Source organism: Plantactinospora sp. ZYX-F-223 (assembly GCF_039649625.1).
In the GTDB taxonomy this organism is placed as follows: domain Bacteria; phylum Actinomycetota; class Actinomycetes; order Mycobacteriales; family Micromonosporaceae; genus Plantactinospora.
Genome location: NZ_JBDJAV010000037.1, coordinates 60,289 through 79,102 on the forward strand (window position 1 = coordinate 60,289; position 18,814 = coordinate 79,102).

General features: G+C 73.4%; 19 protein-coding genes. 7 read left to right on the forward strand and 12 right to left on the reverse strand.

The annotated features are described in order from the left end of the window. Window positions 1-72: 72 nt before the first annotated feature. Window positions 73-1,107 (reverse strand): SIS domain-containing protein, encoded by a 1,035-nt coding sequence (locus AAH979_RS30995; protein ID WP_346261710.1) that lies wholly within the window; start codon window positions 1,105-1,107, stop codon window positions 73-75. A gap of 188 nt (window positions 1,108-1,295) precedes the next feature. Here AAH979_RS30995 and AAH979_RS31000 point away from each other — a divergent pair, with 188 nt between their 5' ends. After that, window positions 1,296-3,137, forward strand: coding sequence for a tetratricopeptide repeat protein (locus tag AAH979_RS31000; protein ID WP_346261678.1), 1,842 nt, complete (start codon window positions 1,296-1,298; stop codon window positions 3,135-3,137). A 172-nt stretch (window positions 3,138-3,309) separates the two neighbouring features. Here the strand turns inward: AAH979_RS31000 and AAH979_RS31005 are convergent, their stop codons facing one another. Continuing rightward, window positions 3,310-4,881, reverse strand: a complete 1,572-nt coding sequence (locus AAH979_RS31005; protein ID WP_346261711.1) for an MDR family MFS transporter — start codon at window positions 4,879-4,881, stop codon at window positions 3,310-3,312. Window positions 4,882-5,006: 125 nt separating this feature from the next. Here AAH979_RS31005 and AAH979_RS31010 point away from each other — a divergent pair, with 125 nt between their 5' ends. After that, window positions 5,007-5,630: a TetR/AcrR family transcriptional regulator gene (locus AAH979_RS31010; protein WP_346261679.1), complete on the forward strand. Its 624-nt coding sequence runs from the start codon at window positions 5,007-5,009 to the stop codon at window positions 5,628-5,630. Window positions 5,631-5,646: 16 nt separating this feature from the next. Here AAH979_RS31010 and AAH979_RS31015 read toward each other — a convergent pair whose 3' ends face one another. From AAH979_RS31015 to AAH979_RS31045, 7 genes are all read right to left on the reverse strand, one after another. Next, window positions 5,647-6,183, reverse strand: a complete 537-nt coding sequence (locus AAH979_RS31015; RefSeq protein ID WP_346261680.1) for a GNAT family N-acetyltransferase — start codon at window positions 6,181-6,183, stop codon at window positions 5,647-5,649. A 178-nt stretch (window positions 6,184-6,361) separates the two neighbouring features. Continuing rightward, window positions 6,362-6,577, reverse strand: a complete 216-nt coding sequence (locus AAH979_RS31020; RefSeq protein WP_318402703.1) for a biotin/lipoyl-binding carrier protein — start codon at window positions 6,575-6,577, stop codon at window positions 6,362-6,364. A 574-nt stretch (window positions 6,578-7,151) separates the two neighbouring features. Beyond that, window positions 7,152-7,436, reverse strand: coding sequence for a mycothiol system anti-sigma-R factor (gene rsrA / locus AAH979_RS31025; RefSeq protein ID WP_318402708.1), 285 nt, complete (start codon window positions 7,434-7,436; stop codon window positions 7,152-7,154). A gap of 4 nt (window positions 7,437-7,440) precedes the next feature. Next, window positions 7,441-8,292, reverse strand: a complete 852-nt coding sequence (locus tag AAH979_RS31030) for a sigma-70 family RNA polymerase sigma factor (RefSeq protein WP_346261681.1) — start codon at window positions 8,290-8,292, stop codon at window positions 7,441-7,443. A 254-nt stretch (window positions 8,293-8,546) separates the two neighbouring features. Beyond that, entirely contained in the window at window positions 8,547-9,161 is a 615-nt protein-coding gene (locus tag AAH979_RS31035) for an alpha/beta family hydrolase (RefSeq protein WP_346261682.1), read from the reverse strand. Window positions 9,162-9,340: 179 nt separating this feature from the next. After that, the gene (locus tag AAH979_RS31040) at window positions 9,341-9,745 is read right to left on the reverse strand and encodes a WhiB family transcriptional regulator (protein ID WP_346261683.1); all 405 of its coding nucleotides are present in this window, start codon (window positions 9,743-9,745) and stop codon (window positions 9,341-9,343) included. Between the two features lie 200 nt (window positions 9,746-9,945). Then, complete coding sequence (locus AAH979_RS31045; protein WP_346261684.1) at window positions 9,946-10,668, reverse strand: SOS response-associated peptidase; 723 nt, start codon at window positions 10,666-10,668, stop codon at window positions 9,946-9,948. Window positions 10,669-10,803: 135 nt separating this feature from the next. Between AAH979_RS31045 and aroA the strand changes: the two genes are divergently transcribed. Further along, entirely contained in the window at window positions 10,804-12,114 is a 1,311-nt protein-coding gene (gene aroA, locus AAH979_RS31050) for a 3-phosphoshikimate 1-carboxyvinyltransferase (RefSeq protein ID WP_346261685.1), read from the forward strand. Window positions 12,115-12,289: 175 nt separating this feature from the next. Next, entirely contained in the window at window positions 12,290-13,237 is a 948-nt protein-coding gene (gene rsgA, locus AAH979_RS31055) for a ribosome small subunit-dependent GTPase A (RefSeq protein ID WP_346261686.1), read from the forward strand. 33 nt (window positions 13,238-13,270) lie between these two features. On the opposite strand, the gene AAH979_RS31060 is transcribed toward rsgA, so the two are convergent. Then, window positions 13,271-13,876 carry a DUF2087 domain-containing protein gene (locus AAH979_RS31060; protein WP_346261687.1) on the reverse strand — a complete coding sequence of 202 codons (606 nt, stop codon included), beginning with the start codon at window positions 13,874-13,876 and terminating at the stop codon, window positions 13,271-13,273. Between the two features lie 51 nt (window positions 13,877-13,927). Here AAH979_RS31060 and hisN point away from each other — a divergent pair, with 51 nt between their 5' ends. Together hisN and AAH979_RS31070 are read left to right on the forward strand one after the other, a co-directional pair. Beyond that, window positions 13,928-14,719: a histidinol-phosphatase gene (gene hisN, locus AAH979_RS31065; RefSeq protein ID WP_346261688.1), complete on the forward strand. Its 792-nt coding sequence runs from the start codon at window positions 13,928-13,930 to the stop codon at window positions 14,717-14,719. A gap of 74 nt (window positions 14,720-14,793) precedes the next feature. Beyond that, window positions 14,794-15,738, forward strand: coding sequence for a hypothetical protein (locus AAH979_RS31070; RefSeq protein ID WP_346261712.1), 945 nt, complete (start codon window positions 14,794-14,796; stop codon window positions 15,736-15,738). 76 nt (window positions 15,739-15,814) lie between these two features. On the opposite strand, the gene AAH979_RS31075 is transcribed toward AAH979_RS31070, so the two are convergent. After that, window positions 15,815-17,014 carry a glycosyltransferase gene (locus tag AAH979_RS31075; protein ID WP_346261689.1) on the reverse strand — a complete coding sequence of 400 codons (1,200 nt, stop codon included), beginning with the start codon at window positions 17,012-17,014 and terminating at the stop codon, window positions 15,815-15,817. 441 nt (window positions 17,015-17,455) lie between these two features. Between AAH979_RS31075 and AAH979_RS31080 the strand changes: the two genes are divergently transcribed. Then, window positions 17,456-18,022, forward strand: a complete 567-nt coding sequence (locus tag AAH979_RS31080; protein WP_346261690.1) for a DUF5709 domain-containing protein — start codon at window positions 17,456-17,458, stop codon at window positions 18,020-18,022. Window positions 18,023-18,159: 137 nt separating this feature from the next. Here the strand turns inward: AAH979_RS31080 and AAH979_RS31085 are convergent, their stop codons facing one another. Then, complete coding sequence (locus AAH979_RS31085; RefSeq protein WP_346261713.1) at window positions 18,160-18,789, reverse strand: response regulator transcription factor; 630 nt, start codon at window positions 18,787-18,789, stop codon at window positions 18,160-18,162. Window positions 18,790-18,814: the final 25 nt, after the last annotated feature.

Genomic DNA, 18,814 nt, shown 5'->3' on the forward strand with positions numbered 1-18,814 from the left:
CCGGATGCCCGCACCGGCGGGCGCGCCTGACCCGCTCCCGAGACCGGCGGCAGCACGGGTTCGCCGAGCGGGTCAGAGCGTCGCGGTCACCTTGTGCAGTCCGCGCGGGGCGTCGGGATCCTCGCCCCGGGCCAGTGCCAGCGCGAGGGCGAGCCGCTGCACCGGCAGGATGTCCAGCAGCGGGGCGTACCGCTCGTCGACCTCCGGCACGGGTAGCTGGGCGGCGGCTCCGGCGACCCCGGCCGGCCCGACCACCACCAGGTCCGCGCCGCGTTCGCCGACCTTGGCGACCACCTCGCGCATGGCGGTGCCGCCGGGCCCGGCACCGACGACGGCCAGCACCGGTACGTCCGGATCGGTCATCGCCAGCGGGCCGTGCAGCAGGTCGGCGCCGGAGAAGGCGAGCGCCGGCAGGTAGGAGGTCTCCATCAGCTTCAGCGCCGCCTCCCGGGCGGTCGGGTACGCGTACCCCCGGCCGGTGGTGACCATCCGGTCCGCGAAGCGGTAGCGGGCGGCGAGCTGCCCCGGCGCCGGGTCGGCGAGGGTACGGGCAGCCAGTTCCGGCAGCGCCGCCAGCCCGGCCCGCTCCTCGGCGGGCACCACCCCGTCCCCGGCCCGGATCCCCTCGACCAGTAGCAGCAGCGCGAGCAGTTCGGCGGTGTACGTCTTGGTCGCGGCGACCGCCCGTTCGTGCCCGGCGGCCACGTCGATCGCGAGTTCGGCCGCGCCGGTCAGCGGGGAGTCGGGCGCGTTGGTCACCGCCAGGGTCAGCGCACCGGCCTCCCGGGCCACCCGCAGCACCTCGGTCAGGTCGGGTGACCCGCCGCTCTGGCTCACCCCGACGACCAGAGCCTCGGACAGGTCAGGCCGGGCGCCGAAGACGGTGATGGTGCTTGGCGAGGCGAGCCCGGCGGGAAGCCCGAGCCGGATCTCGGTCAGGTACGCCGCGTACAGCGCCGCGTGGTCCGAGGTGCCGCGTGCGGTGAACACCACGTGCTTCGGCCGGCGTTCCGCGATCACGGCCGCCACCTGCGCGATCGCGGCCGTCGAGGCCGGTTCCAGCAGTCGCGCGAAGCCTTCCGGCTGCTCGGCGATGTCCGCCGCCATGCCGGCTCCCGGTTGCGCCACGATGACCTCCTCATGCGCGTTTCCCGCGCGTTCCATGCTCAGCCTTGCACGATTGGACGCTTCAGAGCAATCTAACGATCAGCTTTGCGCAGTAGATCACCAACCGCCGTCACCATGCCCTAGGCTCCCCAACCCAGGGGAAATTCCACGTACGAAGGGTCGACTCGGTGCCCGAGGGAACGGACGACCCCCGGCTCTCGGCCGAGGGGGAACTCGCGCTGGCCCGGCTGGCGCTGGACGAGGGCGACCTCCGGCACGCCGCCGGTCACCTGGCCGGAGCGATCGCGTACGCCCCGACCATGCCGGAGGTGCACGAGGCGCTCGCCCAGCTCGCCGCCCGGTCCGGCGGCGGGGTCGAGCTCTTCCCGCTCGACCAGCACCCGTTCATCGGTACCGTGGTGGCCCGCGCGCACCTGCTCGCCGCCGCCGGGCGCCCCGGCGACGGGCTGGAACTGCTCGCCGCCGCCACCGGTCACGTCCCCTCGGCCGACTGGGCCGGCGTGCCCTGGGTGAGCGCCCCCGAACTCCCCGGCCTGCTCGATCCGGACCGGATCGCCCGGGTGCTGATGCAGGTCTGCGCCGGCATCTCCGACCCGGTGCCGGAGACCGCCCGCGAACCGCTCTGGCCCTACCTGCGGCTGGCCCGGCACGCCGTGGCGGCACATCCCCGGCACGGCCTGCTGCTCGGCGCGGCATCCGCGCTGGCCCGCCGGGTCGGCGCGGTCGGCCAGGCCGTCGAATGGGCCGGCCGGGGGGCCCGGGAACTGCCGTCGAAGCTCTCCGAGGTGTGGCTCGGCTACGCCTACCGCAGCGCCGGGCGGACCACCGAGGCGCTCGCCGCGCTGCGCCGGGCCGTCGACCACGACCCCGACGACCTCTCGGTGTACGCCGACATCGCCGGCACCCTCGCCGACCACGGCCGGCTCGGCGAGGCGCTGGACTGGATCGACCGGGCGCTGGCCCGGGACCCGTCCTTCGACTGCGCGGTGCACACCGGTCACCGGCTGCGCTACCGCCGGGACGGCGACCTCGGCCACCTGGTGGCGCTGGCCGACTTCCAGCGGGACCATCCGGACGACTCGCACGAGCACAGTGACCTCGCCGAGTGCTGCCAGAACCAGCCGTGGCTGGGCCGGGTCCCGCCAGCCACCGAGACGGTGGCGGTGGCGCTGCGGCAGCGGCTGGCCACCGGCGAACCGGCCGACGGCGCCCGGCTGCCGCTGGACGGGCTGGAGCCGCCCAGCGCGATGCGTACGCTGCACGGGGCGGCCCCGGCCCTGGTCGTCACCGTCGCCGCCACCCCGGAGCCGGATCTGCGCGAGCCACGCCGCCCGGTCGGGCACCAGCTCTGGCGGTACGCCGGCATCACCGCCGTACCGGCCGTGCCGGAGCCGACCGACGCGGCGGTACGCCGGATCCAGCAGTTGGCTCACCCCGCCTGGCCGCATCCGCCGGCCGCCTACGACGCGGCGGTCGGGCTCGCCACGCTCGAACTCGACGACCTGCTCGGCCTGCTGGCCCATCCGCCGGCACCGCCACCGACCGAACTGGGCCGTACGCTGAGCCGGCACGACCCGACACTCTGGGTGCGCTGTGTCCAGGTCTGGGTCTGCCTCGGGCTGCTGCACCACCGCACCGACGAGCCGTGGCCGGACTCGACCCGGCGCAGAGTACTGCTCGACCTGATCTGGGGCGTCGAGGACTGGGTCACCGAGGCGGCCCTGTTCGCCCTGGTCACCGCCGCCTGGGTGGACCCGTCGGTGCGTACCGAGGTGGCCCGGGTCGCCGCCGGTCGGTTCGGTGACGCGGTCGAGGTGGCACAGCGGCGGCCGGTCACCGTGCTGCGTTCGCTGGCCCAGCTCGTGCTGGCCACCCCGGCCGCCGAGCCGACCGCAGTCGACACCGCCCGGCTGCTGCTCGGCCGGGACGGCACTGCGGTGGCGCCCCGGCAGCGCCGGTTCGGCCGGCTGCTGGACCGGATGTGGCGGCGGTTCACCCGGCACGGCTGAAACTCCGCACAGCGCGCCGGGTTCCGCGGCCGAAACTCCGCACGGCCGGTCGGGTCCCACGGCTGAAACTCCGCACGGCCGGTCGCCGGGGCCCGAGTTCCGCAGGGCGGGTCGGGTCTGGGAGACGAAGGCGGCGCCGTCCCTGTCGACAGGAACGGCGCCGGGGCGGAGGTCAGCGTACGGGCGGGCTGGCCAGGGCGGTCTCCGCCTGCTCCTCGGGAGTGTCGGCCGCGGAGGCGGGACCGCCGCGCAGCGGGATCTCCTTGACGAACCAGGCCAGCACGGCCACAGCCAGCGCGAACGGTACCGCCCAGACGAAGACCACCCCGATCGCGTCGGCGAGACCGCTGAGCACCGCGTGCTGCTGCTCCGGCGGCAGCGCCCGCAACGCGGCCGGGTCGACTCCGGCGCCCTCGCCGCCGGCCATCATCGGCCCGGCGGGCGAGTCGGCCAGCCGGTTGGCGAAGACCGCCCCGAAGAGCGAGATCCCGAACGAGCCGCCGATCGACCGGAAGAAGGTGGCCGCGCCGCTCGCCGCGCCGAGGTCCTTCTGCTCCACGCTGTTCTGCGCGATCAGCATCGAGGTCTGCATCAGGAAGCCCATCCCGACACCGAGCACGATCATGTAGAGCGAGGACTCCAGCTTGCCGGTGTCGACGTCGAGCATGGCCAGCAGCGCCATCCCGGCAGTCATCACGATCCCGCCGACGATCGGGAAGGCCCGGTAGCGGCCGGTCCTGGTGATCGCCCGGCCGACCACGATCGACACCACCAGCATGCCGAACATCAGCGGCAGCAGCAGCAGCCCGCTGTTGGTCGCGGAGGCGCCCTGCACGGTCTGCTGGAACAGCGGCAGGAAGTTCATCGAGCCGAACATCGCGAAGCCGAGCAGGAAGCCGATCACCGAGATCACCGCGAAGTTGCGGTTGGCGAAGAGGCTCAGCGGCAGGATCGGCTCCGGCACCCGCCGCTCGACCACGGCGAAGGCGATCAGCGAGAGCGCGGCGACGGCGGCCAGGCCGAGAATCTGGCCGGAGATCCAGTCGTACTCGTTGCCGCCCCAGGTGGTGACCAGCACGATCGCGGTGATCCCGACCGAGAGCAGCGCGGCGCCGAGCCAGTCGATCCGGTGCTCGGTGCGGTACTTCGGCAGGTGCATCCTGGTGGCCAGCAGGATCAGCGCCACGCCGCCGAGCGGCAGGTTGACGTAGAACGCCCACCGCCAGGAGAGGTGGTCGGTGATGAAGCCGCCGACCAGCGGACCGGCCACCATGGCAATGGCCATGATGCCGGCGATCATGCCCTGGTAGCGACCCCGCTCCCGGGGCGGGACCAGGTCACCGATGATCGCCATCACGCCGACCATCAGGCCGCCCGCGCCGAGGCCCTGCACCGCGCGGAAGGCGATCAGCTCCATCATCCCGTCGCCGGGGCCGCCGAGCATCGCCGAACCGGCCATCCCGCAGAGCGCCGACCCGAACAGGAACAGCACGATCGAGCTGAGGAAGACGGTCTTGCGGCCGTACAGGTCGCCGAGTTTGCCCCAGATCGGGGTGGAGACGGTCGACCCGAGCACGTAGGCCGTGACCACCCAGGTGAAGTGGTTGAGTCCGCCGAACTCGCCGACGATCCTCGGCAGCGCGGTGCTGACGATCATGTTGTCGAGCATCGCGAGCATCATCGCGATCATCAGGCCGCCGAGGACGACTCTGATGTTGACTGGTCGTTGCGGCGCATCCGCCATCGTGGTCATCGGTAGGCTCTCCCCCTGGGTGCAACCGCTTACTTGCCGACCGGCTAGTGATTCTACCTGCCGTACGGTAAGCTGGGCGCCGGGTTCACGTCAAGCGATTACGAGAGGTGGTCCGGGTGACCGGCAGCACAGGTGACACGCGGTCCCGGATCCAGGCCGTGGCCCTGGAACTCTTCACCGAGCAGGGCTACGAGAAGACCTCACTACGGGAGATCGCCGAACGGCTGGGCGTCACCAAGGCGGCCCTCTATTACCACTTCAAGAGCAAGGACGACATCGTCGACAGCTTCGTGTCCGACCGAGTCGAGCGGCTGGACCGGCTGATCGAGTGGGCTGCGGAGCAGCCGGTCGACGCGGTCGGCCGCCGGACGACGCTGCGCCGCTACTGCGAGGAGTTCTTCGGCGACGACGGTCGCAACGTGATGCAGTTCTTCGAGCAGAACCGGACGGTGGTCAAGCACCATCCCGCCGGCCAGATGATGCGGGACCGGATGCTGCGGATCGCCGAGCTGCTCGCCCGGGCCGACCCGTCGCCGGCCGGACAGCTCCGGGCGACGCTGGCGCTCTTCTCCGTACACGGCAGTCTCTTCGCGCTACGCGGCGAGATCAGCTCCAGGGAACGGCAGGAACTCGCGCTGGAGATCGCCAACGAGCTGCTCGACCGGATCGGCGAGAACCCCACCCGGCCCGACGAGCCGGAACCCGAGGCGGACAGCACTCCGACCGCCGCAGCCGGCTAACCTCCGGCTCCGGGTCTCAGCCCCGGCTCGGCTCCCGCAGCACGGTCGGCGCGGGGGTCAGGTCGAGGCGGAGCGCGAGCAGGTCCACCCCGGGGGCGGGCGACCAGTCCCGGTCCGGCGTACGGACGAAACCGAACCCCGCGTAGAGCCGGTGCGCGGGGGTGGAGAAGCTGCGGGTGCAGATCACCACCCGGGCACAGCCGAGCGACCTCGCCCGGTCCAGGCAGGCCCGGACCAGCGCCTTGCCAACACCCCGGCCCTGCGCGCCCGGGTCCACCGCCAGCATCCGGAACTCCGCCTCGCCGGGCCCGGACAGCTCGGCGTACGCCGAACCGGGGAGCACGAACAGCACGGCGCCGAGCAGCTCACCGGTGGCCTCGTCGGCGGCGACCAGCAGCTCGCCGGCGCCGGCCCGAGCCGGTACGTCGGTGAGCACCTGCTCGTACGTGTGGTCGCCGTCGAGTTGCCCGTCCGCCCGGTACGCCGCCACGGTGAGCCGGGCGATCGCGTCGAAGTCGGCCGGCTCGGCGATCCGGACCACCAGGTTGGTCATGCCGCTTCCTCGCTCCGTCGGGTCATGCCGTCGCCCGGGTCGCTGCCCCGGACGGGTCCCGCCGGGCGACCTGCCCGGCGGCCGGTCATTGAACCTTTTTCAACCTGAACCGCGCGGCGCGTGCGCCCCGGCTTCCCCCTGCGGCCACGACGGACCGCAGGGGGAAGTTGAAGAAGGTTCATTCGATCACGGCGATCAGGTCGCCGTCCTGCACGACGTCGCCCTCGTGCACGGCGAGTTGCCGGAGCACCCCGTCCGACTCGGCCACCACCGGGATCTCCATCTTCATGGATTCGAGGATCACCAGCGTGTCGCCCTCGGACACCGTATCGCCGGCCGCGGCCACGACCTTCCAGACGTTCGCCACCATCTCGGCGCGGATCTCCTCGGCCATGGGTTCCCCCTCGTCGTGACTGTTGCCCTGCGACGTATCCAATCATGCGACTGATCGCCGCCAAGGCCGGCACGGTGGCGGTCAGTCGCCGGCCGGGTCCGCCGAGCACCAGGGGGCGGGCGCTACCGAAAGGGCGTGCGTTCGCGGGCGGGCGTGCACCCGCGGGGTGTGCCGGGCACACCGCCTCGGCAGGGCCGCGCGGCGACCATGGGAGGATTGCCCGGCGCGAGCGGAAACGGGCGGTCGACGACGGTGGTCGGCGCCGCCCACGAAAACGGACGGAGGTCAGCATGGCGAAGAAGTCACGGAAGAAGAAGGCGCGGAAGAAGAGCGCCGCCAACCACGGCAAGCGCCCCAACTCCTGAGCTCGGCGCCAGCCTGGGCGGCCGGGCAGGGCACGGGACCGTCGGCGATCGCGACATCGCGCTCGCCAGATCCCGGCCCGCCCGGCGATCCGCCACGGCGGCAGTGCCCCGACGGATCGCCCGCTCAGTGAACCCTTCAACCTCCCCCTGCGGTCCGGCGGATCGCAGGGTCGGACGCAGTGCGTAACCGCCGCACGGTTCAGGACGGTTCAGTCGGCGAGATATTCCCGGGAGTCGGTCTCGAAGACCAGCTCGGCCAGTCGGACCCGCAGCCGTTCCCGAAGGTCGGCTGGCGCGGTCTCGTTGCCGCAGCAGCGCGCGACCAGCGCCTTGACCTCCTGCTCGATGCCGTACTCGCGCAGGCAGGGCGAGCACTCGTCGAGATGGTCCCGGATCAGGTTGCGCCGCTCGTCCGCGCATTCGAGGTCGAGGTAGAGATATACCTCGGTGAGGACCTCACGGCAGTCCGTCTCGTGCGGTTCACCGCAGCTCATTCGCTCACACCTCCCGGCCAGCGGCAGCGGACCTGGTCGACGGGGCGGACGAGAAGCCCCGCTCGGCAGCGTAGCGCTCAAGCAGCTTCCGTAGGTTCCGCCGGCCACGGTGCAGCCGGGACATCACGGTGCCGATCGGCGTCCCCATGATGTCGGCGACCTCCTTGTAGGAGAACCCCTCGACGTCGGTGAGGTAGACGGCGAGCCGGAACTCCTCCGGAAGCTGCTGCAACGCCTCTTTCACGTCGCTGTCCGGAAGCCGGTCCAGCGCCTCCGTCTCGGCCGAGCGCAGCCCGCTGGAGGTGTGCGACTCCGCCTCGGCGAGCTGCCAGTCGGTGATCTCCTCGGTAGGCGCCTGCACGGGTTGCCGCTGCCGCCGACGGTAGGAGTTGATGTAGGTGTTGGTCAGGATCCGGTAGAGCCACGCCTTGAGGTTCGTACCCTCTTCGAACTGGTGGAACGCGGCGAACGCCTTCAGGAAGGTCTCCTGGACCAGATCCTCCGCGTCGGCGGGGTTGCGGGTCATCCGCAGGCCGGCGGCGTACAACTGGTCGACGAAGGGCAGCGCGTCACGTTCGAACCGGGCCCTACGCTCGTCCGTCTTCTCCGCTGTCAACCGGCCGTCTCCCTCGCCTCGGTACCGAACCGGCGCGGTGATCTTCTTCCCCACCACCGCAGCGTTATTCGGCTGTCCCGCCGAGGATACGCGGAAAGCGCGGCCCGGCGACTCGGTTCGGGCGGTGGCGGTACCCACCCCGGGCCGGTCACCCGACGACCGGGAGGGAGGACCGTTCCGCCTCCGGTCGGGCCACCGCGCCTCGCGGTCGTGCTCCAGGCTCCGTGTCTCGGTCGACACCGGGCAAACCCCCTTGTGGCTCCACTTGCTTCCGGGAGTTGTAACCGCCGTACCGGGCGAGGCATTCCGTCCACCGCCCATCCCTGGCCCCGGCCGTGGCCAATCCGTTCGGACTACCCACGACTGGGACCAGGAAGGGCCTGGGAGGACGAAACCGGGCGCCACGTCCGATTCGCAGAATCGCAGGCGGTGTCCGGCATCAGTTGGAGCAACGATCACGCCGGCAGGACAGAAACGGCCGGTCGGCCACCGCCTCAGCCCGCCCAGCCGCGCTCGCGCAGCCAGCCGAGCACCAGCTCGGCCGTTCCCGCCGGGTCGACGCGCAGGTCGTGCCGTTCGCCCGGCCGTACCTCCACCCGGACCCCAGGCTCCGCGGCCGGTACGCCGAACGGGTCCCGATCGCCGTTCACCACCAGGGTCGGTACTCCGGTACGCAGCTCCGCCGCCCGGGACCGCTCGGGCCGGCCGGGCGGATGGAGCGGAAAGGCGAGCGCGACGACCCCGGACGCGCCGAGGATGCCGGCGGTGCGGCAGGCGACCCGGGCACCGCTGGACCGGCCGCCGACGACCAGGGTGGGTGCCGCGTGGTGGCGGCCCAGCAGCTCGGTGACGACCGCCACCCAGGCCTCGTCGAGCTGGCCGGCGGGGGCCGGTGCCCGCCGCCCGGCGACCCGGTACGGCTGGGTCACCCTGGCCACCGCGACCCCGGCCCCGACCGCCGCGTCCCGGAGCGCGACCAGGTCCGGTGCGTCCACGCTGCCGCCCGCGCCGTGCCCCAGCACCAGCAGGGTGGTCGGCTCGGGACGCGGCAGGTCGACGTCCACCCGGGCGGGGCCGCGTGGAGTGTCGATCTCGTCTCCGCACTGCACGGCGCCACTGTATGGCAACCCGGCCGGGTCGCCCGGTGTCACCGCCGGTAGCCGGTCCGGTGCCACCACCGGTTAGCTGGTCCGGTGCCACCACCCGCGCCCGATCGACGGTGTCGACCCGGTCCGGCCCGACCTGACCTGACCTGCCGGCGACCGGTGCTGCCCGGTCGGTGGCCGGGTCAGCGGCGGCTGGAGCTGAGCGGTACGAGGGTCAGCAGGCGGTCCCGGACCGGTGGCCCGGCGTCGACGACCGCATCCGGGTCACGCTCCACCTGGTCTCGCCAGGCGACCAGCATCGCCCGGCGTTCACGCGGCGTGGTCGCTCCCCATACCCCGTGACAGTCACCCACCTCAAGCGCCCAGGCGAGGCAGGGTCCCTGCACGTCACAGGTCCGGCACAGCGCGACGGCCGAGTCGGCCGGCTCGCTGGGTGCCGGGAAAAATGTCTCCGGGTCCACGCTCTGGCACACCCCCCGGGTACGCCAGGCATCGTCCAGGCGCCGCTCGCTGAGTGCCCGAAGCAACCTCGGGTCTCGACGCGCCGCGGCGACCTCGTGCGGGCGTGGCATCCGCGCCCGTGTCATTCACCCACCTCCCCCGTGGGACCGACGAAGATCGATGAGTGCCGCTCGCCCGGTGCGAGCCGACACCCACTGCCGGCGCTGTGTTCTATCGCACCACCACTATGCGTGACAAGGGCTCTCAGCAAAGGTGTGGAAAACTCCGGCTGACGATCCACCCCGAACAGTGGCAAATCGGTGCAGGCAAATACCCGGTTCCGGAGTCAGAACAGTGTCGATGCGACCGGCTCTTCTGGTAACGCCCGCAGCGGCGCGGCGGTGACCCGGGCGACGAGTTCCGGGCCGTCGTTCCGGACGTCTCCGACAGCCCTGCCGACCGGCCGGATCTCGATCGCGGCCAGCGTTTTCTCGTCCGGCGGTGCGAGTAGCAGGGCCGGGTCGTCGTCGCCGTCGAGCCAGTCGGACCAGCGCTGCCGGGGCAGCAGCAGCGGCATCCGGTCGTGCACCAGGGCCAGTTCGCCGAGCGCGGCCGTGGTGACCACGCTGGTGGTGAGCAGCGGGTCGCCGGCACCGTGCCAGACCGACCAGAGGCCGGCGAAGGCGAGCACCCCGCCGTCGCGCGGAGTCATGAAGTACGCCTGCTTGCCGCCATCTTGGCGGACCCACTCGTACCAGCCGTCGGCCGGGACGAGGCAGCGACGCCGGGCGAACGCGTGCGCGTACGCCCGGGTGGTGGCGACCGTCTCGGCGCGGGCATTGATCATGCGGGCGGCGCCCCGGGTGTCCTTGGCCCAGTGCGGCAGCAGGCCCCAACGGGCCACGGAGAGCAGCGAACCGCCCGAGTCGGCGCAGACGCGCACGATCGGCACCGGATCGGTCGGCGCGACGTTGTAGTCGGCCGCGAGCCGGCCACCGGTCTCGTCGAACGCCTCGAAGAGAGCGCTCAGATCGGCCGCGCTGCGGGTGGTCGCGTACCTGCCGCACATGGTGGCCACGCTAGCGCCTCCGGCGCCGGCCGGCCGTCCCGCTCAGCCCGCCTCCGGTGCCGGCCGGCCGTCCCGTCAGGCGGGAGGGGCCGAGGCTCCGATCCGGTACGCCCGCTGTCGGGGCAGAATGTACCGGTGCCGAACCTGACGGCGGTCCGCCCGCTCGAGCCCTGGACCGCGCCGACCGCGACCGACCCGGTCGCCTCGACGCTGCGGCTGCCCGGCTCCAAGTCGTTGACGGCCCGGGCGCTGGTGCTCAGCGCGGTGGCCGACGGCCCCTCCACGCTGCGTCACCCGCTGCGCGCCCGGGACACCGAGCTGATGGCCGGCGGGCTGCGTGCGATGGGCGCGCACGTCTCCACCGTGGACGACGAGCGGTGGCTGGTCCGGCCCCACCCGCTCCAGGGCCCGGCGCACGTCGACGTCGGCCTCTCCGGCACGGTCATGCGGTTCGTCCCGCCGGTCGCCGGGCTGGCCGAGGGGCCGGTCACCTTCGACGGCGACCCGCACGCGCGACTCCGCCCGCTCGGCCCGCTGGTCGCGGCGCTCCGCTCCATCGGGGTACGCATCGACACCACCGAGGGCGCCAGCCTGCCGCTGACCGTGCAGGGCGCCGGTCAGGTGCGCGGCGGCGAGGTGGTGATCGACGCCTCGGCGTCCAGCCAGTTCGTCTCCGGGCTGCTGCTCGGCGGGGCCCGGTTCGCGCACGGGATCGTGGTCCGGCACGTCGGCCCGCCGGTCCCGTCCGCGCCACACCTGCGGATGACCGTGCAGATGCTCCGGGCCGCCGGTGCCGCGGTCGACGACGCCAGCCCGGACGTCTGGGCGGTGGAGCCGGGTCGGCTCTCCGGGCGCGGCTGGGACATCGAGCCGGACCTCTCCGGCGCGGTGCCGTTCTTCGCCGCCGCGCTGGTCACCGGGGGCGCGGTGACCCTGCTCGGCTGGCCGCGCAGCAGCCTGCAACCGGTCGACACGCTGCGCGAACTGCTCTCCCGGATGGGCGGCGAGGTGATCCTGGGCACCGACGGCCTCACCGTGCGCGGCACCGGGGTGATCCGGGGGCTGGACGCCGACCTCTCCGACGTCAGCGAGTTCACGCCGGTGCTGGCCGCGCTCGCCGTACTGGCCGACTCGCCGTCCCGGCTGCGTGGCGTGGCACACATCCGGGGCCACGAAACCGACCGGCTGGCTGCGCTGGCCCGGGAGTTGAACGGGCTCGGTGCCGACGTCACCGACACCGCCGACGGGCTGGAGATCCGGCCCCGGCCGCTGCGCGGCGCCGCCTTCCGGACCTACGCCGACCACCGGATGGCCCACGCGGCGGCGGTGATCGGGCTCGCCGTGCCGGGTATCGAATTGGACGATGTGGCGTGTACCTCCAAAACCATGCCCGAGTTCCCGGCACTATGGTCGACGATGGTGACCGGCGGCGACGGGCGCCGGTAGCCGGGACCGATCCGTCCCCCTCGCTGATCGCCGCCGCCGGAAGACGAGACGGGGAGCGGAGCTGGCGGGCAAACGGCGGGAGTACGACGAGGAGGACGTACGGGTACGACCCGGACGTTCGTCGCGCCCGCGTACCCGGACCAGGCCCCGGCACTCCGACGCGGTCGACGGCTTCGTGATCGCCGTGGACCGGGGCCGCTACACCTGCGTGGTCGGTGACGACCCGGGGGCCGGGCGCGGCGACCGGACCGACGGCGGGACGGTCACCGCGATGCGGGCCCGCGAACTGGGCCGGAAGTCGGTGGTCGTCGGCGACCGGGTCGCACTGGTCGGGGACACCTCCGGGGCGGCGGGAGCACTGGCCCGGATCGTCCGGATCGCCGAGCGGACCTCCGTGCTGCGGCGTACCGCCGACGACGACGAGACCACCGCCGAGGGGCGGCTCGAACGGGTCGTCGTGGCCAACGCCGACCAGCTCGTGATCGTCAGCTCGCTGGCCGACCCGCCGCCGCGGACCGGGTTCATCGACCGGTGCCTGGTGGCGGCGTACGACGCCGACATCGAGCCGCTGCTCTGCCTGACCAAGGCGGATCTGGCGCCGCCCGACGAGGTGCTCGGCTACTACACGGAACTGGACCTGCGACACGTACTCGTCGGACCCGGCTCGGACCTCGACGAGCTGCGCGGGCTGCTCGCCGAGCGGATCTCGGTCATGGTCGGGCACTCCGGGGTGGGCAAGTCGACGCTGGTGAACCGGCTGGTGCCGGAGGCGGACCGGGCGGTCGGCACGGTCAGCGCGATCGGGCGGGGCCGGCACACCTCCACCAGCGCCGTCGCGCTGCGCCTACCGTCGCTGCGGGGCAACCGGCGGGTGCATCCCGGCTGGATCGTCGACACTCCGGGGATCCGCAGCTTCGGCCTGGCGCACGTCTCGGCCGAGAGCCTGCTGCACGGCTTCCCCGACCTGGTCGAGGGGACCGTGGAGTGCCCGCCGAACTGCGAGCACACCCCGGACGAGGCCGACTGCGCGCTGGACGCCTGGGTGGCGGCCGGCAACGCCGACCCGCGCCGGCTGGCGTCGTACCGCCGGCTGCTGGCCTCCCGGGCCGGCGAAATCGAGTAGTTCCGCCGACATCGAGGGGCTCCGCCGGGGCGGCTAGCCGGGCAGCCCGTCCGGGTCGCTCGCGGTCGGGCCCGGGTCGAGGTCGACCGGGCCGCCGCTGCGCCAGTAGACGCCGTCCCGGCGGGTCAGCAGCACCTCGTCGACCAGATAGCGGCGCAGCGCGGCGTAGTCGTCGTACCAGGCTTGGAGCAGGGTGTTCACCTCCCGTTCGGAGTAGCGCACGCCCGGCTCGAAGGTCGTCACCACGTGTTCCAGCAGCAGCCGGCGCTTGCCGTGTGCGGCCGGCATCTGGGAGATCCGGCCGTCCCGGAGGAAGGCCCGGAGCACCGTGGCGGTGGCCCGGTCCGGGTCCAACTCCGCGTCGGGCTCACCGGAGGCGGGCGGATGGGCGCGTACCGCCTCCTTGAACGCCCCGACCAGGGCGACCGCCCGGCCGTCCACCGTCTCGACCAGGCCGCCGGACTCCAGCCGGCGCAGCGCGGCGAGCACGGTCCGGGCGGGCAGCCCGGTCCGCTCCGCCACCTCGACCACCTCGCCCGCGCCGAGCACCACGGCGGCGAAGGCGGCCAGCCGGTCCGGCTCGGCCAGCAGGCCGATCAGCATTTCGGGGGACGCGTCGGAAATCGGTTCGGTGGCCACGGCGCGGGATGCTAGCGCACCCGGCTGGACCGGATCGAGTAGGTTTCCGCCATGGCCCGGTACGCGGACGACCTGTCCCTGGCGCACATGCTCGCCGACACCGCCGACTCGATCTCGATGGCCCGGTTCCGGGCCCTGGATCTGCACGTGGAGGCGAAACCGGATCTGACGCCGGTCACCGACGCCGACACCGCCGTGGAGCGGGCCGTCCGGGCCACCCTGGCCCGCACCCGGCCCCGGGACGGCGTGCTCGGCGAGGAGTACGGCGCCTCCGCCGCACCCGCCGGAGCCGGCCCTCGGCAGTGGGTGATCGACCCGATCGACGGCACCAAGAACTTCGTCCGGGGAGTGCCGATCTGGGCCACCCTGATCTCGCTGATGGACGGCGACGTCCCGGTCGTCGGCCTGGTCTCCGCACCGGCCCTCGGTCGCCGCTGGTGGGCGGCGACCGGCCTCGGGGCGTACGCGGGCAAGCACCAGGCGGCGGCCACCCCGATCCGGGTCTCCGGGGTGGGCCGGCTCGCCGACGCCAGCTTCTGCTACTCCTCGCTGAACGGCTGGGAGGAGACCGGCCGGCTCGACCCGATGCTCGACATCATCCGGACGGTGTGGCGGAGCCGGGCGTACGGAGACTTCTACGGCTACATGCTGGTCGCCGAGGGGGCGGTCGACGCGATGGCCGAGCCGGAGCTGTCGCTGTGGGACCTGGCCGCACTGATCCCGATCGTGACCGAGGCCGGCGGCACCTTCACCGACCTGGCCGGACGCCCCGGCCCGGGCGGCGGCAGCGCGATCGCCAGCAACGGCAAACTGCACCAGGATCTGCTCGACCGGCTCGGCTAGCCGGCCGAGCGAAGCGGCGCGGCAGCCTCTATCCTCGCCAGGTGGTGTCCACCGGTTGGTGCTTCCTCGCGGCCATGATCGCCGCGTACGGCGTGGCCAACCTGCTCCAGTCGGTGGCCGCGACCCGGACGGCCCTGCACCACACCTTCGACCCCGGGCTGCTGCTGCGGCTGGTCGGGCACCGCAGCTATCTGGTCGGGCTGACCTGCCAGATGCTCGGCTTCGTCCTCGCCTTCCTGGCCCGGCGCGACCTGCCGCTCTTCCTGGTCCAGGCGAGCGTGGCGGCCGGGCTCGGCGTCACCGCCCTGCTCGGGGTGCTGGTGCTCAAGTGGCGGCTGCCGGCCGCCGAGGTCCTGCTGCTGGTGCTCCTGCTGGCCGGGATCACCGCGCTGGTGCTGGCCGCGAAACCGGCGCCGTCCCGGCAGCTCGGGACCGCCGGGGTGGTCGCCCTGGTCGCCGCGCTCGGCGTGATCGGCGCGCTCGGTTTTCCCGCCGTACGCCTGCACGGCGTGCCGGGTTCGGTGGCGCTCGGCGCGCTGGCCGGGTTGGCGTTCTCGGCCGCCGCAGTCGCCGCCCGGCCGCTCGCCTCGGTGCACTCGTTCGACGCTTTCCTCCAGGATCCCCTGCTCTACCTGCTGATCGTGCACTCGATCGTCGGCCAGTTGCTGCTCGGCCTGGCGATGCAGCGCGGCTCGACCACCGCGGCGGTGGCCGCGATGGACGCCGCCGGGGCGGTACCGGCGGCGATCGTCGGCCTGCTGCTGCTCGGTGACCGGATCTGGCCGGGCCGGGAGTGGCTGGCCGGGGTCGGCTTCCTGATCACCCTGGTCGCGGTGCTCGGCCTGACCCGGTACGCCGAGCCGCAGCACCAGCACACCCTGCTGCCCGACCAGCGGGGCAGGGAACTGCCCGCGCGATCCCCGGCCGCGCTGCCGGCCCTCCCCGCCGCACGACCGCCGAGGTCGACCGCGCCGAGCCGGCCCCGGTCCACCTCGATCGCACCGGTCCCCCGGCGCTGACCGTCGGCTCGCCGCGGGCCAGCCAGCGGCGACCCTCCGGCCCGATCGGCCGGCGGCTACGGTCCGGGCCGGTCGATCAGCTCGGCGCGGGCTGGCGGCGGCGTACCACCCGCTCGTAGAGGCGCTCCAGCGCGCCGGCCGTACGGTCCCAGGTGTAGCTGCACCGCACCCGGTCCACCGCCGCGTGCCCGTACGCGAACCGCTCCGCGTCGGCGGCGAGCAGCCGGCGCAGCGTCACGCCCAGCCCGCGTACGTCGCCGGGCGGGACGAGCCGGCCGGTGACCTCGTCGACGACGGTGTCCACGATGCCGCCCATCGAGTAGCCCACCACCGGCACCCCGCAGGCCATCGCCTCCAGCGGGATGCGGCCGGCAGAGGCGTACCGGGGAGTGCAGGCCACCACGTCGGCGGAGCGGTACCAGGCGGGCATCTGGTCGTGCGGCACCGAGCCGACCAGCCTGATCTGGTCGGCGACCCCGCTCTGCTCGGCGAGTTCCCGCAGCCGCCGGGCCTCGGCGTGGTTGCCCAGGTTGTCGGCGGGCGGGCCGCCGGCGATGACCAGCTCGACGTCCCCGACCAGCCGCAACGCCCGGATCAGATCCTCCTGCCCGTGTCCCGGCTCCAGGCCGCCGGCGGCCAGGATGCGCGGTCGCCTGTCCCGGGACACCGCCTCGCCCTCCGGGGCGAACAGTTCGGTGTCCACGCCCGCCGGCACCACCACCACGGAGGCGCGCTGCAACCCCATCCGGGTCAGCTCGTCGACCTCGTCGGTGCACTGCGCCACCGCCATGTCGACCGCCCGGGTCAGCGCCAGCTCCAGCGGAATCCGCTCGCCCGGCCCGCGGTACGCCTCGCCGAGGTGGCGGAGCTGCTCGACGCCGAGCGAGTGGAAGGTCTGCACGACCGGGATGACGGTGTCCCGGACGGCGCTCGCCGCCGCCAGCCCGCCGATCCAGAAGTGCCCGTGCACCACCTCGGGTGCCCAGTCCCCGGCCCAGCGGTCGGTCAGCCAGCGGCCGAGTTCCGGCACGTGCGGCACCAGTTCGCCGGTGGCGGTACGCCGGGACGGACCCACCGGCACCCGTTCCACCCGGTACCCGCCGATCTCGGTGGTCGGCGGTGCGTCGGGGTCGTCGAGCCGCTCGTACACCCGTACGTCGTGGCCGCGTCCGGTCAGCTCGGCGGCCACCCGGGCCACGTGCTGGTGCGTGCCGGCGAACTGGCCGCGACGCTCCTGCGGCGGGCCGGCGTGTGCGCAGACGAGGCCAACGCGCATGGGTCACCTCCAGCGACGGCTAGGGCGGGCTAGGGCCGTTCGATCAGAGGCTCCCATTAACCACGGCGGACCGAGCGGAAACCTGGCAAACCGGTCCGCCGACCCCACCGGCCCGGCCACCCGTCGCCGACGGCCGGCGTCGCGGGAGCCGGTCACCGACCGTGCCGTCGCCGTCCTTCCCGTTTCGTCGCCGGCTAATCCGCACCGGGCCGGCCGACCGTGAAGCGCGCGATTCCCACCGGATCAGCTCGCACCGGATCCGCCGGCCCACCCCGCCTGTCCGCACCCGCCCGCCCGGTCCGCGTCGGCCGGACGCCAGCGGTCGCCGATCCCATCCCCGCCCGCCGATCCGGGAAACGGCGCGCGGCGGCAGCGGTCGGCCGGGCGCCTGGTCCACCTTCGCCCGGTTACGGTTACCCCGGGAGCGGGTAGTGATCTGTCATGCGCGATGACGAGTTTCCGACGCCCGTGTCCGACCCGGAGGCGGAGGGCCTGCCCGGCACCGCCGACGACGACTCGACGGCCGGTGACGACGTCGCGACCGGTCGAGAGGCGGACGGCTGGGATCCCGCCGCGCTTCCGACCGACCGGCCGCTGGCGCTGGACCGGTACGGCAACACCGCCGAGGAGCAGGCCGACGGCGAGCCGCTGGACTACAAGCTCGCCCAGGAGCAACCCGAACTGCCGGTCGACGATCCGCGGGCCGGCCCGGTCGACCAGGCGATCTCCGGCGAGGCGGACAGTGACGAGGCCGCCGCCGAGGCACAGCTCGACGCGGATGTGCTGGATCCCGGTCCCACCTCCGACCCGCACTCCGCGGTCTCGATCTACGACCACGGCAACCTCGGCGACGCGCCGGGCGGCGGTCCGATCGGCCGGCTGGTGGAACCGGACGAGGGCGCCCGGGACGACGACGAGACCGACTCCGTCGCCTTCGACCGGGGTGCGGCGGGCGGCGGCGCGAGCGCCGAGGAGTTGGCGATCAACGAGACCCAGCCGCCGCCGTGACCCGGCCTCCCGCGCGGACCGCCGTGCCCGGCCTCGCCCCGCAGATCAGTGAACCTTTTTCAACCTCCCCATGCGGTCCGACGGACCGCAAGGCCGGACGCGGTGCGTAAGCGCCGCGCGGTCCAGGTGGAAAAGGTTCAGTCGTCGAGCCCCTGCTCGATGGCGTAGCGGGTGAGTTCGACCCGGTTGTGCAGTTGCAGCTTGCCGAGCGTGTTCTGCACGTGGTTCTGCACCGTGCGGTGCGACAGACCGAGCCGGTCGGCGATCCGCTTGTAGGACAACCCCTTGGCGACCAGCCGGAGCACCTCGGTCTCCCGTTCGGTCAGCCGGGGCAGGTCGTCGCCGGGTGCCGGCGCGGCGGCGATCCGCCGGTACTCCCCGAGCACCAGACCGGCCAGCCCCGGCGTGAAGACCGCGTCCCCGGCGGCGGTACGCCGGACCGCGTCCAGGAACTCCACCGGCCCGGCCGACTTGAGCAGGTAGCCGGTGGCCCCGGCCTTCACCGCGTCGAGCACGTCCTGCTGTTCGCCGCTGGCCGAGAGCATCAGCACCCGCACCCCGGGCAGTTCGGCCAGCAGGGCCCGGAGCACCTCGACGCCGGAGACGTCCGGCAGTTGCAGGTCGAGTACGACGACGTCGGGCCGGGTGGCCGGGGCGACCCGGACCGCCTGCCTCCCCTCACCGGTGGTGGCGACGACGTGGTAGCCGGCCTCGGTGAGGTCGCGGGCCACCCCTTCCCTCCACATCGGATGGTCGTCGACCACCATCACCCGGACTGCCGGCACGCCCTCG

Coding starts and splice junctions, on each gene's coding strand:
- AAH979_RS30995 (WP_346261710.1), bottom strand. CDS start 1,107: ATGGCGGCGGACATCGCCGAGCAGCCGGAAGGCTTCGCGCGACTGCTG.
- AAH979_RS31005 (WP_346261711.1), bottom strand. CDS start 4,881: ATGGCGGATGCGCCGCAACGACCAGTCAACATCAGAGTCGTCCTCGGC.
- AAH979_RS31015 (WP_346261680.1), bottom strand. CDS start 6,183: ATGACCAACCTGGTGGTCCGGATCGCCGAGCCGGCCGACTTCGACGCG.
- AAH979_RS31020 (WP_318402703.1), bottom strand. CDS start 6,577: ATGGCCGAGGAGATCCGCGCCGAGATGGTGGCGAACGTCTGGAAGGTC.
- rsrA (WP_318402708.1), bottom strand. CDS start 7,436: ATGAGCTGCGGTGAACCGCACGAGACGGACTGCCGTGAGGTCCTCACC.
- AAH979_RS31040 (WP_346261683.1), bottom strand. CDS start 9,745: ATGACACGGGCGCGGATGCCACGCCCGCACGAGGTCGCCGCGGCGCGT.
- AAH979_RS31045 (WP_346261684.1), bottom strand. CDS start 10,668: ATGTGCGGCAGGTACGCGACCACCCGCAGCGCGGCCGATCTGAGCGCT.
- hisN (WP_346261688.1), top strand. CDS start 13,928: ATGGCCCGGTACGCGGACGACCTGTCCCTGGCGCACATGCTCGCCGAC.
- AAH979_RS31070 (WP_346261712.1), top strand. CDS start 14,794: ATGATCGCCGCGTACGGCGTGGCCAACCTGCTCCAGTCGGTGGCCGCG.
- AAH979_RS31075 (WP_346261689.1), bottom strand. CDS start 17,014: ATGCGCGTTGGCCTCGTCTGCGCACACGCCGGCCCGCCGCAGGAGCGT.
- AAH979_RS31080 (WP_346261690.1), top strand. CDS start 17,456: ATGCGCGATGACGAGTTTCCGACGCCCGTGTCCGACCCGGAGGCGGAG.
- AAH979_RS31085 (WP_346261713.1), bottom strand. CDS start 18,789: ATGGTGGTCGACGACCATCCGATGTGGAGGGAAGGGGTGGCCCGCGAC.